Source organism: Comamonas sp. 4034 (genome assembly GCF_050434545.1).
Classification (GTDB): Bacteria; Pseudomonadota; Gammaproteobacteria; order Burkholderiales; family Burkholderiaceae_C; genus Comamonas; species Comamonas odontotermitis.
In genome coordinates, this window is record NZ_JBNDIT010000001.1 from 263,773 (window position 1) to 278,908 (window position 15,136).

Consider the following 15,136-nt stretch of genomic DNA (forward strand, 5'->3'; position numbering starts at 1 on the left):
CATCCCCGTGCGACACCGGTTCATGACCCGGTGAGGGCATTTTTTTGCCTAAAAACGCGGGACTCGTTGACATGTTTCCAGCCTGGGCACAACAACACCGGGCGGAAGGGAGCACCCATGCCCACGCATTTTTGGCGCGGCCATTGGCAGGGCCGCAACGCGGCTGGCCAGGTCCATCAGCGCGCGCGTGAAGTCGTACGGCCCACGGGCGGCATCCTGCGCGGCTTTGTTCCCAGCAGAAAGAACGGCCGCCTTGTGCACCACGAGGGCCTACTTGAGCGCGATGCCATCACGCTCTTTGAGGCCCATCACCGGGTTGTTCAGTACCGTGAGCAGCCCTTGACGCTGCAGTACCCGGACGGCCCTCGTTTGCGGCGCTACACCCCGGATTTCGAGGTGGTGCTCGATACCGGAAAAGCCCTCCTTGTCGAAATCAAGCCGGTGCGCAGCCTGCAGAACCCCGAGGTGCAGCACAAGCTCTCTTGCATTGCTGCGCACCTCGAACGCACCGGTCAGCCCTTTGTGGTGCTCGATAGCGCCGTCATCCGACAAGAACCACGCCTCACCAATCTGAGGCAGATCCTGCAACAGACCGACTACCTGATGCCGACCTCAACGGCGGTCATCGTCGCACTTCGCAAGCGTGGGCACTGCTTCCCCATGGCGTACCTAGAGGCCCAGCAAGCCCTTGCCGACATGCGCCTGCGGCCGGCCAATCTGCTGCTCATGGGTTACCTGTGGTGCGACCTGAGCATCCCATTCGGCCCCGCCACGGAACTTCACCTGATTGAGGAGAAAAGCCATGAATGGTTTTGCCTTTCGCAAGCACACGGTTTTTGAATGGCAAGGTGTGCAGCACCGCATCGAGCGCCTTCATCCCAATGGCGACATCTGGCTGGAGCGCCTGGACTCGGGACAACTCGTTTCATCGACGCGCACTGAATTGCTGGCGGCGTATGCCGATGGAAGCCTGTCTGCGCTGAGCACCGCGGCATCCAACACCTCCGAGCCCACCATTGCCGGCAATGTGTACACACGGCCGTTGAGCGACCTCACGCCCAAGGTGCAGCATGAGCTGCGGCGCCGCCAAGCCTATGTGCAGGGGATACTGGCCGACGGACCGCCCCTCTTCACCAAGGCGTACCTCACGCCGCGATTGCAGGAGATTGCCAGGAAAATAGGCGATCCCCAGCCGCCCTCGGCGCCCACCTTCTGGCGCTGGATCAGGAGTTACCAGCGCGACAACGACTTCCGGGCGTTGATCCCCCGCCATGATCGCCGCGGAAGCCGCCAGCCGCGTCAGTCCGACCGCCTCCTGGCACTGGCAGAGGAAGCCGTCACCGAAGCCTACAAGCTCTCGCGCCACACGACCATGACGGTGATCCAATCTATCCTGCAGGGCAAGGTGGATCAGGAGAACATTTCCCGCCACAACGGGTCAACGCTTCTGGTCATGCCCTCCCTACGCACGCTGTACCGGCTGTTGCAGCGTGTCGAGGCCTACGAGGCTTTCAGCTTGCGCAATGGCACAGCGGAGGCCGAGCGCAAATTTCGCATACTGAAGGGCCTCGTCATCTCCAAGCGCATTCTGGAACGGGTCGAGTGCGATCACACAGTCCTGGACCTCTTTCTGATCGATGAGCGCACCCAACTACCGCTGGGACGTCCAACGCTGACGATATGCATTGACCACTACAGCAAGATGCCCCTGGGCTACTACGTGAGCTACCAGGCACCATCCATTGCGGCCGTGGTTGGCGCGCTGCGGCATGCCATTCTTCCCAAGCCGGCATCAACGCATCATGACGGCACTTCAGCAAACGCAGCGCTTGCACCTACCCATGCCTGGACATGCCATGGGCTACCGCAGGTTCTCGTCGTAGATAACGGTCTGGAGTTCCATGCCCACGCCCTCCAGAGCATCGGCATGGATCTGGGGATGGCAGTGCTGTTCTGTCCCAAATACCAGCCTTGGTTTAAAGGATCTGTGGAGCGTTTTTTGGGGAGCATCTCGCGCCGATTCCTGCATACCTTGCCTGGCACCAGTTTTTCTCGATGGCACCACCGAGGGGACTATGACCCGCTCAAGCATGCGGTGCTCACGCTGGGTGACTTCACGCAGATGTTTGAAAAATGGCTGCTCGACGACTACGCCCAAACCGTGCATCGCACCACCCAGGAGACCCCATGGGCGCGCTGGCACCAGGGCTTGCAGAACTATGAGCCGACCTTGCCCCGCAGCCGCCACACACTGGCACAGCGCATTGGACAGGTCAGCCAGCGCAAACTAAGCAGGGAAGGCATCCTCCTTGAGGGTATCCGGTACAGCGGCCCGGAATTGCTCCCACTGTTGCGCTCCCATGGTCCTGGAGTCGAAGTGCGCATCGTGTTTGATCCCGATGATTTGGGCGAGATCCATGTCTGGGGGCCGGACCAGACCGACCCGATCACAGTCAAGGCACTGGACTGGGAATACGCCCATGGCCTCACCCAATTGCAGAACCAGCTCATCCGCAAGATGGTGCAAGAACGCGGCGCGGCACAAACCAACTTCCAGGCCAGGCAGGAGGCGCGGCTGGCCCTCATCGACATGATGCGCGAGCAAATCACCAGTCGCAAACTCGGTGACCGCAAGCGGGCAGCCAAGCTCCAGGGGGACAGCAGCCGGCAGGCCAAGCCACCGACTGCTCCTGGCGCATTGCAGCCGCCACGGTCCCCGTCACCTCTCCCCATGGCGACGTCTACATCGGCTCAGCAGTCTGCCCTCTTCTCGGCATCGCACACAACGCAACTGCGAGGGGACTTCACCCCTCGGAGGTATCCCTTGCTTCGGTCTGTCAACGATCTGAAAAACAACGGAGGCCGTCCATGACAGAGGCGTTCTACGGCACCGTCAAGCAGCTACAAAGTACTTGCTTGATGTTTCCGGCATTTCAAACGGCTTTTGAGCGCATGGATGCTAATTTGCGCCTGTATCGGAAAACCGGAATCGCCCAGAATCTTCTGGTGCTGGGCGAAAGCGGCACTGGTAAAACCACTCTGGCCCGAATGTTCACCGAACGCTATCCAAGGCATGCTTTGATTGAGCGCGATATAGTTCCAGTGCTATATGCCAGTGTCCCTGCGGCAGCCACCATTGCCGGCACGGTTGAAGCCATACTGACGCAACTGGGCGACCTAGAACCTGATAGAGGAACGATCTCAATCAAGACGGCCCGGGCCGTCAAGCTGGCCAAAGGCTGCGCCGTGGAAATGCTGGTCTTCGACGAGGCCCAGCACATCCAGGACCGCGGCAGGTCGCAAAGCCAGTACTTTGTGGGCGATTGGCTCAAGGCATTTATCGATGCGCTTTCTCTGCCGGTAACCTTGCTTGGCTTACCGCGTACCCAACGCCTGCTCCAAGTCAACGAGCAATTGCGGCGACGGTTTTCTCACTGTGTTTCGCTGTCCACTGAGCCAGGCAACCAGCTGCCCGACGAAGCCGACAGCATTGCCTTGCTCGCCTCGTTGGCAGAGGCGGTGCCGCTTCCGCTGAATCCCAGCCCTCAAGGCTGGGGCGAGTTGGGGCTGCGGCTGCATTTCGCCACGCAAGGGCGCATCGCCTATGTCAAGCAGCTACTGGTCCATGCCTATGGTTGCGCGATAGACAGCGGCAGCAACTGCATCACAACCACCGAACTGGCGCATGCTTTTACGGCCTCCATCTGGCCGGCAGGCATCGGGCCGTTAAACCCTTTTGACCAAGGTTTTCAGTGGCGAAACCTTGATCGCCAAGGCGAACCATTCCAGATGGGAGATGTAGGCACCCAGCCACCGAGAAGGAGCAAGCATTGAAAGCGCTACCCCTTCGTCCTGCTCCGATTCCTGGCGAGCCCTTGGACAGCTATATGGAGCGGCTGGCCCATGCCAATGGCTGCAGCACCTCCGATCTGACCCGCTTGATTCGCCAGTACGGAGATGACCACGTTGAAGGGCTTTCCTGCCTATTGGGTGGTCAATCGCTGGTGGATTTTGGATCTCCCGCGATTCCGAAAATTACTATCCCAGTCCAGTCCTTGGGCCTTACCAGCACCAGCTTCACGCATCGCCGCATGCGCATCTGCCCAAGCTGCATTGCCGAATCACCGTGGATTCGGCCGCTATGGCGCCTGAAGGTGGTCACGGCGTGCCCCGTGCATGGCATCACCCTAGTGCAAAACTGCCGTCGATGCCATGAACCCGTGCGCTGGAGCACCGCGCTCATCGGCGCATGCGGTTGCGGCCTGCGATACCGGGCCTCGGCACATAAGGTAAGCCACGCTGAACTGGTGCTCATGCGCGCCATCGGTGCGTCCCTTGACGGAACTGGCGATTTGGTGGTGGGAGACCTTGCCCTAAGGATGAACACAGCCGAGTGGTCCACATTGCTCCGCTATGCAGGCCGGCTGGTTCAAGGTCCGACACTGCAGCGCCCTGGAAAAATCGCCGTCTTGGAAGATCTGGACGTTGCAAGAGGCCTTGTGCAAGGCACGTTGGCATTGCTACAGGATTGGCCAGATGCATATTGGCGCTGCCTTCAAAAGTTCGTCGATGCCGCGCCTTGGGATGGAGGCGTCCGACGTGTATTCACGCCCTTGTACACGGTGATCTATGAACTGCTGTCCGAGCCTGCATTTCAGTTCCTGCGCGACGGATTTGAAACTTTCCTGCTCGAGCACTGGCGCGGAGAGCTCTGCGGGCGGCACCGAGCATTCAGGCCAGAAACCTTGCAAAACCATCCTCGCAAAGGGCTCGCCAAACTCGCCCGCGAAGCGGGTATGGGCCGCAGCCTTCTCAAACGCCTAGTGCACAACGACTACCTGCCGGGAATCCGATTCAGGTCACCCTCTGGCAAGAGGCGCGAAACGATTACCGTAGACGTCTCCAAAGTTGCTGCGCTTCTGCCTGATCGCTCGGCTTACCGGGATCTCAAGAGCACGGCGCATTTACTCGGTTTGAAGCGCTCTCGCTTGCGCCAGTTCGTTGCGCTGGGCATCCTGCAGGCTGATTGCCGACCCGACTGGAGCCGGAGATCGCATTGGCACTTCCACAAAGCAGCGCTGCAAGACTTCATCGCGCGCCTTCAAACGCTCAGCAGGAGTGAAGCGTTCGAGTCCACCGTGACGCTGGGGGAGGTGCTGCAGTTCTGGCAGCTGGCTCCTCAGGAACTGCGCGCTCTATTCGACGCACTTTGGTGTGGCGAGGTGCCGCTGAGAATGACCGAGAGCACGGTCATTTCGGCAATGGTGCTTGACGGCAACCGCACCCGCTCGTGGCTCGAAGATTACCGCCGCCGCACGATCCCATGGATAACGCCGACCCAGGCGGCCAAGCTTATCGGCGTCAAGGAGCAGGTGGTGTACGAGCTCATCGGCAAGCACCTGCTGGTAGCCGATCTTGTATCCGGAGGCCGCTCGATGCTCAAACGTATCCGGCATGACAGCCTGCAAGCCTTTCAACGCGACTATGTTTCGCTCAGCACGCTCGCCAAGGCTGAAGGCACCACGGCAACAGCTCTGCTTGCCAAGCTACCAGCCAAGCCTGTGACAGGGCCGCGTGTTGATGGCGGCCGGCAGTATTTTTTCCGGCGGGAAGATCTTGCAGGGTTGAATCTCCCGGATGCAGTAGAGGACTGAATGGGACAGAATTGAATAGTGCCGTTCGGTGGCTCTCAGCGCTTCTCTTCAAAGTAGGGGCTTTGTCGGTCTGTGGACAATCGGACGCTTGGACCAGGAGGTTTGTGATGGTGAACCCAACTACCGCCGCTTTCCGCAAGATGATGCTCAATGGCCGCTTGAATAAGCTGATGAACCAGGGCGTTCAGGAAGGCATCGCAGCGACCGCATCGGCTCGGGAGGACAGGCAAACCACAACCGACGCCCCCCAGCTTGCAACAAGCCTCCACCCGAAATCCGCAGTGAAGGAGGAGTCCGCCATAACCGACGCATCTACTGAAGTCACGCACAAGGACATTGAGCAGCACCGCCGCTTCGTGCGGCCTGCATTCTTCACGCCTGTGGATAGGCCATCAAGGAAACAGCCGACACAAGCCGAGTTGGATGCGGAGTTTGCGATTCCTGCCCATTTGCTAAAAAAGCAGGATGCTCCCGACCGATGAGCGTGGCGCTGATTTTCAGCAGGTCATTGCGACCTAGAACTACCTCCTGGTAGTCCAAGTTTTCGTCCGCACCCCCAGTGGGTCACTTCTGTGTGGAAATCAACACCCAATGCATTGAAAGTTCTTCTTGGTCTTGCAACTGCCCCGACGCTACCGCGTAGCTATAGAACTGGGCGGCCATTCATATGCCCGCGGCGTCCATTCGATCTTCTAGCTCATTAAGAAATGGCGAGCGTCCCAGACGCATCGGGCCATAGCGCCCTTCGACGAAGCCAGAATACAGCATGTGGACCTCATCGCGAGCACGTGTAAGGCCGACATAAAAAAGTCGGCGACTTTCGCGCAGCTTCTCCGGAGTTTCATTACGCCACGGCAGGTTTCCCAAATCTAGGCCGACCATGATGACCACATCATATTCACACCCCTTGGCGGAATGAAGCGTCAGTAGATTCAGATGATCGGGTGAGCCGTCCCGGCCACCCAAGCCTGCAATTTCAACCGCGGCAAGAGCACCATTCTCACTGAGCGCTGCCGTCATGCGATCCAATTGCTCCTTCTGGTCGGAGAGTGCCGGCTCAGCAACCAACAGACGATCCACGATCCCGCTGCGCAGCGAGGCCACAAAATCTCGCGCAGGTTGCTGGTCAGTGCGGAGCTCCCATAGCAACGCTGTCAGTGCATGCCCTTCACGCCGAGCCTGCACATCATCCAGGCTCGCCCTATGAAATGCGAGATAGCGGTCGATAAGTCCGCGCAGCTGCGGACAACCGACACGCCAGCCACCCGCACACCATGCAGCGCAATCCTCCACCCAGCTTGTCAAGGCAACCTTGCGGTACGGAGCTGCCGTATCTACGCGAATGTAGTCGTAACCACCAGCTGCCACAGCGTCAGCCACGATATTTCCTGCACGGTAGTCTTTGTACAGAACAGCGATATCGCCTAGCGTGCGTCCGGGCTTTGCAGCTAGAGCAGCGGGAATGATCTGCTCGACGGCGTATGCAACCTGATCAGCCATACCACCTGCACGCAGGACGAACTCAATGGTCGCTTCACGCGCTGGATCACTCGCTTGATAGCCCCGGGCTTCTCCAAGCGCCATCTCCGAAGCCGCTACGATCCCGACGCCTGAGCGATAGTTCATTTGGAGTTGGACACGTTCAACATCCCTGCGTCCTGCCAGCTCCATAAGCAACGAGCCATCAGCCCCCGTGAATCCGTAGATGGACTGATCTGCATCACCAACCGCAAAAAGCCTGACGCCTCCATCGAACGCCAGGCGTTTGACAATTCGATGCAGCGCTACGCCGAGATCCTGATACTCATCCACCGCGAGTACCGGAAACTTAGCCTGAACCAGAGGGAGAACCCAATCATGCTCAGAAATCAACCGCTGACCAAATATCACCATGTCATCGTAGTCAATGAGGTCCTCATCACGCAGAGCGCCCTCATATGCCTCAGTCCACGCTGCGAGCTCTTCTTCGCTACGCCATGCGACGCTATTGCGGTCAAGCACTGAGCGACGATGCCGCCCCAAGTCAATGGCCCTGTAGGGATGATTCTCGCCAAAGAGTTCCTCACCCGTCTGCTTCAATAGCCGATCGCTGACACGTTGCGTAGCCACGGACAATGGGAACGTGAGGGGCAATCCCGCTAATCGTCCATACGGCAACAGAAGATGGCGTAAGCAGAACCCGTGGACGGTACCGATAAATAGATTGGGGGCATCTCGTAGTCCCAAGGCTTCAACCCGCCGCGTCAACTCGCGAGCGCATTCCTGACTATACGTGATGCATGCAGCCCCTCGCGGTGCTTCGACATCTTCGGCCAAAATGCGGGCGAGCTTCAGCACGAGCGTTTTTGTCTTGCCACTTCCCGGGCCTGCAAGCACAACGCAGTGCCCTTGGGAGTTGTATGCGGCCAACTGGCCGGGGTTCCCAACCAGTTCGGCGGCCTGTGCCAGATAGGCTGTACTGACGTTACGCGACGGCATTGCGTATGTGCTCAAGCGCGGAACGAATGTAAGCAGGGCAATCGTCCTTTGACACGGACCCAGCAAGAGCCTGAGCGAAGCGCCCTTTACCAATCCGTTCGATCAACCGCAGTAAGTGGGCTTCATCGACTTGGTCCACATCGTCGACCCACTTTTGCAGAGCAGCTTTAGTCATTGGTTTCAGCGGCAACTCCTCCTCGATTACTCCTTGCATCGCTTCGGCTAGACCGCCGGCGAATAGCTCTGTCTCCAGAGTGTTGTCATTGACGAAGTAGCCGTACTCTTTGGCACGCTCAATCACTTCATCGGCATTCATGCGCTCGTGATCGATGCCGTCCTCGAGTACATCCAGCACACTGATAAGCCGCCTGCGGACCAAGGGTTGCTTGCTGGTGATTGGATCTCGGTCCGTCAGAATGACATGGGGGATATCCAGGCCTCCAGAGCCCAGAAGCTTCACGTATGGGGTGAAATTCGTACCGCTCACCGAGCACACTGTAATTCCAAGCACATCGAGGGGGATACCCAGAGCTTCAGCAAATGCGGGAATGAGAAAGCGCTCCGCATCGCCTTCCACCAAAATCACGCCGCGAGAAAAAAATATCTCCCCTCGGGTGACGTCGATATAGCGCTGCAGATCCGCTTCATCCGCAGGTTCGAATGGCGCTTTGGCAGTCGAGACCGCGACAGTCTTGCCCACTTTCGCGTCGTGGCGTAGCAGGATGATAGATCTGATTGGTGCAACGCTTGCGATATGCGGCGAATGGGTGGTAAGAATTGTCGTCAGCGGAGGGGCTTGCTCATCATTCTTAGCTCCCGTACCAAGGAAATATCGATAGACAAGCCGCTGCACATGTGGGTGTAGGTGCGCTTCCGGCTCTTCGACAACGAAGAAGGTGTGGTCACGCTCCCCATCTGTGACGAGCCGATCAAGCTCAAGGCTCTTGAGAGCCAGAAAGATCAGGTTTGCAGTGCCCAGGCTGGCATCGCCGACACCCCTGACTCCATTGTCGATCAGCAAGCGCAGACTGCGCAGCAACGCATCCACTCTGGTAGGTGCAAGTCCCAGCGAAACCGGAACCGCATGCTGCCCGCCTGCGATAGCGATTAATCGATCGCTGATGCGATTTGCCGTCGCCAGAACTTCCTTATGGCCGGCCAGCTCGCGTTGTGCTTCATCCACCTGATTCTGAATTTCCTCACGGGCCTCGTCGTCCAATGAGGTAGCGAGATCTTCGATAAGCGGTCGCAGTGGCGAGCTGCGCCAGCTCGCAAGGTCCTTTTCCGCGTCACGTAGCGCTCCCTGCACATCCATGGGCAGCATGCGGCGAAGTCCTCCGCCAATGCGCATGTCGGGATCGTTACCCCCAAAGACTATGTATTCATAGTCCTTTAGAGATTCTGGATTACGACCCAGTCCCGTCTTCGGCTGAAACCGATAAGTGAGCCGGGCCACCATGGGTGGACCTGGATGGATCACGCAGTCGTTGAGGTGTGCCATCAAGCGAGGATCGTCTGTGAAGTCCGTCAGATCCACCGATATCTCGATAGTCTCACCAACTTTATCCTCTCCCAGTCCGTCCCAGAAGTGCTCCAGTCCGAGTTGGCGATCGCGTTCAGACAAGCCCGGGTCAAGGATCAACTGTAGGGCGCGAATAAGATTGCTTTTGCCAACCTTGTTTTCCCCCACGATGACAATGCTGTCACCTGTCTCGACATCAATATCCGAGAAGTTGGCGAAATTGATCAATCTGACCCTGGCAATTCTCATTCGCACTCCCCATGCAGAGTTCGTTTACAAAACGTATCATCTCGTTTTTACCACACCGTGGCAGACAAGGGGCGGATCACTCCACTTTCGCTTGAACGACTACCAACAAGAACTAGACATCGAGGAAATGAACTCGCAACAGGCGGTCAGAGCACCGCTGCTACACCCTAATTTTTGATCGCCAACTTGCGCTATCAACGATCATGCGTCTCTGGATAAAAAACACCCGTACGCCATCTCCAAAAAATGACTCTCTGAAGTCCAACCAGAAGTCGCCTTCCAATATTTCATTAACAAAATCGGTCAAGGCGTTTTGAGAAAACGGATAGTGCAGTTGCTTTAAGACCAGCTGCCTATCTGCCCTCAACTGGAACGTAGATGCCCATCTGCGCCTCAGCGCTGTACAGGGCGTTATTTTGGATGGGTCACCTTGGCTCTTGTAGGAATACCGCAACCATGTTTTTGGGTTGTCGACTTCGCCTGCGATGATCCCGAACAAGTGCATGTCGGGGACCATAGGCGCCCCACTGCCAATCTCAAGCTTTTCTAGCAATTGTTGTGTCATTGAGCGCGTACTCTCACGTACGCCAAAAAAGTTAGCAAATCAGCCACACTGGCATTGACTTCCAACACTGAGCCATCTACCATTCACTCAAAAGGAATCATTGAATCAAATTGAATCAATATGGCAAACCGCATTGTCCCTACGCTTCAAGAAATCTTGTATCGCCTCTCTGGAGCGGCGACTGACGCTTCCCTCAAAGCCCCCATGTCTGAAAACCCGGGACGCTTTCCGGTCGTTGTTCGTCCCGAGACTCGTGCGTTCCTGGAGGCTCAAGCGGCATATCTAGGGGGGTCGATCGCAGGGGTTGCTGGTGCCATTCTGGATGGTGTGGCGATGTCGACGCAAGGAAAAGATGGCGCTGTTTCTTCCCTGAGAAGCGTCTCCGAGCGATTCAGCATCTTGCTTAAGGAACACGAGCTTTCCACACCAGCTGCAGTGGAAGCTCTGACTGACATCGGCTTTTCGCTGGCTGATTTTTCCTCTGCTGAGGCCATCCAGCTCAAGCTCTCATCCACCATCTTGAGAAAAGTTGCAGAACGATTTCATGTGGAATATGACTGGTTAGCAGGCAAGAGTGATCACGTCTTTCGACCCGAAACAGGTAGCTGGTACAAAGCAAGTGCACATGCTGCCGATCAGCTCAATTTTGCTAAAAAGAACTCGACGCGCGTCGAGCTCGCGATCTGCAAAACAGCTAAGGCCGATCTCAGCATCACAGACGATGATTTGAGCGATGAAAAGCTCCCACATTTCCTCCCAGTGCTTATCCGAACCAATGACTTGCCTGGCGGCGAAGTACTGGAAACATTTCATGTTTGGGAAGAAGGCCGTTGGTCCTATTGGCGCTGCAGGGAGCATATCAAGCTTGTGATTCACTTTGCCCAACGCTTGGGCATCCACGTCACGGGCAGGACGCTCACTCAAAACGAATATGGTCTGCTCACCAATGGCCAAGTCATTCCCGCAACAATCCTGCGCAGAAATAGCCGGGTGACCTGGTACCCGGATGACTATGTCATTCCTAACTCACCTGTATCAAAGGCTGCTCACGAATGGTCAGCCATCGCGTCCGGGGAGGACTACCAATCAACGTTCGCTCATTTCAATGCCCTGTTGCAAGGAGCTTCCAGATGAAGATTTTTGTAGAAGCTGACTTTGCAAAGGGTAACGGCGCTGTTCGATGGGAAGGAATAACCGCTAGACGCATACGTCGTTTCATCGGAGTTGCCGCCGCCATCGTTGGCATGATCATGCTTGCAACGCATCGTTTCTGAGGCCGGAGAAATTTCACTTTCTTTGGCGAGATCTCTGAAATTTTTCATGATGCGTGTCATCGTCCTTGTGCAACACTGCCATCAGAGTTGAAAAAATCCTTTGATATCAATGGGAGTGTTTTTCACTTTCGATGACACCTGACAATTTTGCAGGCGCTCGCTGAGCCTGCAGATATGCTCAGAACCTGCAAGGTACTGACCCCAAAAACGCCCGGCAATGCCGGGCGTTTTCCGTTGCAAGAATGTACCGCCACCCGAATGATCAATTTAATTGATCATCATTCATTTTTCATGAGTAAATAATATTCACTCCTTTCCATCGTGCATACTGGGAACGTTTGCTTCGCCACTGCTCACCCTGAGTCACGCGATACGGTGCTCTGGCGGCCTGCATTTTTCTGCCCTCAGCCTTTGCCATGAACACATTGCAGCTTTTCGAGCTCATGATCGCCATCCTGCCGGTGATCATCGGTTTGCACTACCTTGCCAACCGTTTGGGCCTTCCCCCTGCTGTCCCGCTGCTGGCCGGGGGATGCTTGATGGCCTTCCTGCCCGGGCTTCCCGCGTTTTCTCCCGACCCCGAACTCATCCTCGTCATCTTTTTACCCCCGCTGCTGATCGACGGAGCCTGGGGAATCTCGGTGCGCTACCTGCGCAAACACATCATCGGCATTACTTCATTGGCCGTGGGTGCGGTGCTCTTTACCACCTTGGTGGTTGCTGTCGTCACGCACTGGCTGTTTCCTTCGTTGCCTTGGGCGGCATGCGCTGCATTGGGCGCGATTGTTTCGCCACCCGATGCGGTCTCCGCCCGTGCGGTGCTGCAGCAGGTCAAGCTGCCACGCCGGGTACTGATGCTGCTGGAAGGAGAGAGCCTGCTCAACGATGCCACGGGGCTCGTACTCTTTCGTTTTGCGGTTGCGGCTGCCATTACCGGCGCATTCAGCACCACGCAAGCCCTGGGAAGCTTTGCAGTACTCGCCTTGGGCGGGGCGGCGATAGGCGCTGCCGTGGGGGTTGCCTGGGTATTGATCGGACGCCGTCTGCAGGACGAGTACCTCGTCATCACATCCGCACTGTTGGTTTCCTGGGCAGCGTACATTCTGGCCGAGCGGCTCCATGTCTCCGGTGTCATCGCTACCGTCATCGCGGGCATGATTTGTGGCACCAACCAGTACAAGGTGTTCACTGCTGCAGGACGCGTGCGCGGCATCGCCTTCTGGACGGTCACCGTTTTCCTGATGGAAACAGCGGTATTCATGCTGATTGGCCTCTCGCTGCGAGGTGTGGTGGAGCGCATTGGCGGTTTTGGAATGGCTCTGGAACAAATGGCAGTACCGGTTCTGTCGATTCTGCTGGCCTTGCTGCTTGCACGATTTGCCTGGATTTTTCTATCCGATGGCGCCATCTCGCTTTGCCGGCTGCTGGGCATGAAGCGCTACACCCCTTTGGGCACGCGAGGCGCACTGGTTCTGGGATGGGCAGGCGTGCGGGGCGTCGTCACCTTGGCACTGGCGCTCAGCCTACCCGAGGACTTTCCTGGGCGCGATTTCATTTTGGTGAGCGCATTCGCCGTGATCCTGTGCACCGTCCTGGTTCAGGGAACCACTCTCGGTTTGCTGATCCGTTGGACGGGGTTGGTGCCACCCGAATCCGATAAACCACGCCTGTCCATGAGCGAAGCGGAGGCGGCGCTGATGCAGGTTCAACTGCAGGTCGTACAAAGCAGGGCCTACGATGGGGAAGGCAAGTTGATCCATCCTCAGATGCTGGAGCAGTACAGAAAGAAGGCATCCGTGTACACCAATTACGCGGGTAAGGAATCCGTGTTGATGCCCACGGTCCACGCCCATTTCGACGTGGTGCTGGAAGCAATCGCCGCCGCCCATGCGGAGTTGATCCGCCTGCACAAAGTGGGAGACATTGACGAGCATACGTTGGTCGAGCTTCAGAAGAACCTCGATCTGGAAGAGCTGACTGCCATCGCCATTCGAGCTTAAGGCCGCTTCCCCCTCGATTTTTGGGCGCATTCCATGGGCTGTATGCGTATGAGAGACATCAACGACTGCTACAAAAAGCGTTATAGATGATCTCCAACGCAATGCGGCAGCGCAGGCCAAGTACCGGCCCATGGGCCATCTCCCCGGAAGCCTCTTTCAGCGCCAATAGGTATGCACCATCTTCTGCACCCCTACCAATTGCGGTTGGGTAGCGGTCCAGGTTCGCGCAGCCTGGGTCAATGGCAAACCGCCTGCTATCCACAAGGCAGTGTCAGCGCCATGCCATGACTGGCTGCCAAGCCATTGCAGCACCTGCGCTATTTCGGGGGCTGAGGCGCCGGGCTCACCGCCGCAGATCCACTGCGCCTGCACGCGTGAAGGCAGTACATCAAAAGTGACGCGCTCCTGCGCATGGGCCACCCACAGCAACAGGGCAACGGTTTGGTCTGGCGGCAGCATTTCCACCATGCGTGCGGCAGCAGGCAAGGCACAAGCGTCGGCCACAAACACATGGTGACCCGCTCGCGCAGGCAGGCCACGGGCCGGGCTGAGAGCACCCACCGTACTGCCGGGCACGGCATGCTCGGCCCATAAGGAGCCCGGTGACGGGCCATCGGCATCCGCGTGCAACAGCACATCGACATCGATCCACGAGCCCGGAACATCGACCGCGCGAATGGTGTAGGTACGGCGCGCCATGCGCGGTTTGCCGGGTGGCCAGAGCAGACGGCCATCCTCCTGCAAAGCAGGCCAGGCCGGCTCTGCGCCAGTGGTTGGCAGCAACATGCGGATATGGATGCCAGCTTCCACAAAAGGCTGGATATCGCTGCACTGCAGACGCAGACGGCGCATCTGCGGGCTCAATGCCCGGTTGCTGACCACCTGCAGAATGTGCAATTGTGTCGGGCTGCGTGGCGCCTGTCCTTCCCAGGCGATGTTCCAGCTGCCATCTGGCAGTCCGATCTCATCGGCATACTCACCCAGGTATTCCGTCAGTGACAGCTGAAGCAATCCGCCCATGGGGGCTGTCGTGGGGTCTATCTGGCACTCCAATTTGCGGCTGGCCAGTACCCGCAATTGCAGCGCACCCACCTCTTCCAGTGTCAGAAGAACCACATCAGGTTCAGGCTCGCTGATCCCGACGCCCTTGTCGCGCCACAGGCTGGTAAGCCATTGAACGAAGGCCGCCGCGCGCGGTATGGTGATGCTTCCTTGAAGGGAAGAACTGGTAAATGCTGTCGTATCCATGGAAAGAGCGGTATTTGCATGCATTGCACTCGACGCTGGTAACGCCTGCAATAGCTGCCATTGGCGCGGTTCAACCAAGAACTGAGACTACAGAACCCAGAAGTCACGGCTGCAAGTATTGCCGCCGCTCAAAACAACCGTCGGTG

General features: G+C 57.5%; 12 protein-coding genes. 8 read left to right on the top strand and 4 right to left on the bottom strand.

Annotated elements, in window-relative coordinates; all coding sequences use genetic code 11:
• Window positions 1–117: 117 nt before the first annotated feature.
• The 5 genes from ABIE32_RS01185 to ABIE32_RS01205 all read left to right on the top strand — a co-directional run bounded on the left by ABIE32_RS01185 (window position 118) and on the right by ABIE32_RS01205 (window position 6,136).
• Complete coding sequence (locus ABIE32_RS01185) at window positions 118–840, top strand: TnsA endonuclease N-terminal domain-containing protein (protein WP_429013032.1); 723 nt, start codon at window positions 118–120, stop codon at window positions 838–840.
• Window positions 803–2,872, top strand: a complete 2,070-nt coding sequence (locus ABIE32_RS01190) for a Mu transposase C-terminal domain-containing protein (RefSeq protein ID WP_429013035.1) — start codon at window positions 803–805, stop codon at window positions 2,870–2,872. Before ABIE32_RS01185 ends, ABIE32_RS01190 begins: the two co-directional genes overlap by 38 nt.
• Window positions 2,869–3,834 carry a TniB family NTP-binding protein gene (locus tag ABIE32_RS01195; protein WP_429013038.1) on the top strand — a complete coding sequence of 322 codons (966 nt, stop codon included), beginning with the start codon at window positions 2,869–2,871 and terminating at the stop codon, window positions 3,832–3,834. The genes ABIE32_RS01190 and ABIE32_RS01195 overlap by 4 nt, the downstream gene beginning before the upstream one ends.
• Window positions 3,831–5,654: a TniQ family protein gene (locus ABIE32_RS01200; protein WP_429013041.1), complete on the top strand. Its 1,824-nt coding sequence runs from the start codon at window positions 3,831–3,833 to the stop codon at window positions 5,652–5,654. Before ABIE32_RS01195 ends, ABIE32_RS01200 begins: the two co-directional genes overlap by 4 nt.
• Before the next feature lie 107 nt (window positions 5,655–5,761).
• Window positions 5,762–6,136, top strand: a complete 375-nt coding sequence (locus tag ABIE32_RS01205) for a hypothetical protein (RefSeq protein WP_429013044.1) — start codon at window positions 5,762–5,764, stop codon at window positions 6,134–6,136.
• Between the two features lie 181 nt (window positions 6,137–6,317).
• Here the strand turns inward: ABIE32_RS01205 and ABIE32_RS01210 are convergent, their stop codons facing one another.
• The 3 genes from ABIE32_RS01210 to ABIE32_RS01220 all read right to left on the bottom strand — a co-directional run bounded on the left by ABIE32_RS01210 (window position 6,318) and on the right by ABIE32_RS01220 (window position 10,468).
• The gene (locus tag ABIE32_RS01210; RefSeq protein ID WP_429013047.1) at window positions 6,318–8,132 is read right to left on the bottom strand and encodes an ATP-dependent helicase; all 1,815 of its coding nucleotides are present in this window, start codon (window positions 8,130–8,132) and stop codon (window positions 6,318–6,320) included.
• The gene (locus tag ABIE32_RS01215) at window positions 8,119–9,882 is read right to left on the bottom strand and encodes an ATP-dependent nuclease (RefSeq protein WP_429013050.1); all 1,764 of its coding nucleotides are present in this window, start codon (window positions 9,880–9,882) and stop codon (window positions 8,119–8,121) included. Before ABIE32_RS01215 ends, ABIE32_RS01210 begins: the two co-directional genes overlap by 14 nt.
• A gap of 181 nt (window positions 9,883–10,063) precedes the next feature.
• Window positions 10,064–10,468 carry a hypothetical protein gene (locus ABIE32_RS01220; RefSeq protein WP_429013053.1) on the bottom strand — a complete coding sequence of 135 codons (405 nt, stop codon included), beginning with the start codon at window positions 10,466–10,468 and terminating at the stop codon, window positions 10,064–10,066.
• Window positions 10,469–10,588: 120 nt separating this feature from the next.
• Between ABIE32_RS01220 and ABIE32_RS01225 the strand changes: the two genes are divergently transcribed.
• The 3 genes from ABIE32_RS01225 to ABIE32_RS01235 all read left to right on the top strand — a co-directional run bounded on the left by ABIE32_RS01225 (window position 10,589) and on the right by ABIE32_RS01235 (window position 13,742).
• Entirely contained in the window at window positions 10,589–11,602 is a 1,014-nt protein-coding gene (locus tag ABIE32_RS01225; protein WP_429013056.1) for a hypothetical protein, read from the top strand.
• Window positions 11,599–11,742 carry a hypothetical protein gene (locus ABIE32_RS01230; protein ID WP_429013059.1) on the top strand — a complete coding sequence of 48 codons (144 nt, stop codon included), beginning with the start codon at window positions 11,599–11,601 and terminating at the stop codon, window positions 11,740–11,742. The genes ABIE32_RS01225 and ABIE32_RS01230 overlap by 4 nt, the downstream gene beginning before the upstream one ends.
• 416 nt (window positions 11,743–12,158) lie before the next feature.
• Window positions 12,159–13,742, top strand: a complete 1,584-nt coding sequence (locus tag ABIE32_RS01235) for a Na+/H+ antiporter (RefSeq protein ID WP_429013062.1) — start codon at window positions 12,159–12,161, stop codon at window positions 13,740–13,742.
• Between the two features lie 156 nt (window positions 13,743–13,898).
• Here ABIE32_RS01235 and ABIE32_RS01240 read toward each other — a convergent pair whose 3' ends face one another.
• Complete coding sequence (locus ABIE32_RS01240) at window positions 13,899–14,990, bottom strand: siderophore-interacting protein (RefSeq protein WP_429013065.1); 1,092 nt, start codon at window positions 14,988–14,990, stop codon at window positions 13,899–13,901.
• Window positions 14,991–15,136 lie beyond the last annotated feature (146 nt).

Bases quoted from the DNA above. Each gene is read 5' to 3' on its own strand.
- ABIE32_RS01195 (WP_429013038.1), top strand. From the start codon at position 2,869: ATGACAGAGGCGTTCTACGGCACCGTCAAGCAGCTACAAAGTACTTGC.
- ABIE32_RS01210 (WP_429013047.1), bottom strand. From the start codon at position 8,132: ATGCCGTCGCGTAACGTCAGTACAGCCTATCTGGCACAGGCCGCCGAA.
- ABIE32_RS01190 (WP_429013035.1), top strand. From the start codon at position 803: ATGAATGGTTTTGCCTTTCGCAAGCACACGGTTTTTGAATGGCAAGGT.
- ABIE32_RS01240 (WP_429013065.1), bottom strand. From the start codon at position 14,990: ATGGATACGACAGCATTTACCAGTTCTTCCCTTCAAGGAAGCATCACC.
- ABIE32_RS01225 (WP_429013056.1), top strand. From the start codon at position 10,589: ATGGCAAACCGCATTGTCCCTACGCTTCAAGAAATCTTGTATCGCCTC.
- ABIE32_RS01220 (WP_429013053.1), bottom strand. From the start codon at position 10,468: ATGACACAACAATTGCTAGAAAAGCTTGAGATTGGCAGTGGGGCGCCT.
- ABIE32_RS01230 (WP_429013059.1), top strand. From the start codon at position 11,599: ATGAAGATTTTTGTAGAAGCTGACTTTGCAAAGGGTAACGGCGCTGTT.
- ABIE32_RS01185 (WP_429013032.1), top strand. From the start codon at position 118: ATGCCCACGCATTTTTGGCGCGGCCATTGGCAGGGCCGCAACGCGGCT.
- ABIE32_RS01205 (WP_429013044.1), top strand. From the start codon at position 5,762: ATGGTGAACCCAACTACCGCCGCTTTCCGCAAGATGATGCTCAATGGC.
- ABIE32_RS01235 (WP_429013062.1), top strand. From the start codon at position 12,159: ATGAACACATTGCAGCTTTTCGAGCTCATGATCGCCATCCTGCCGGTG.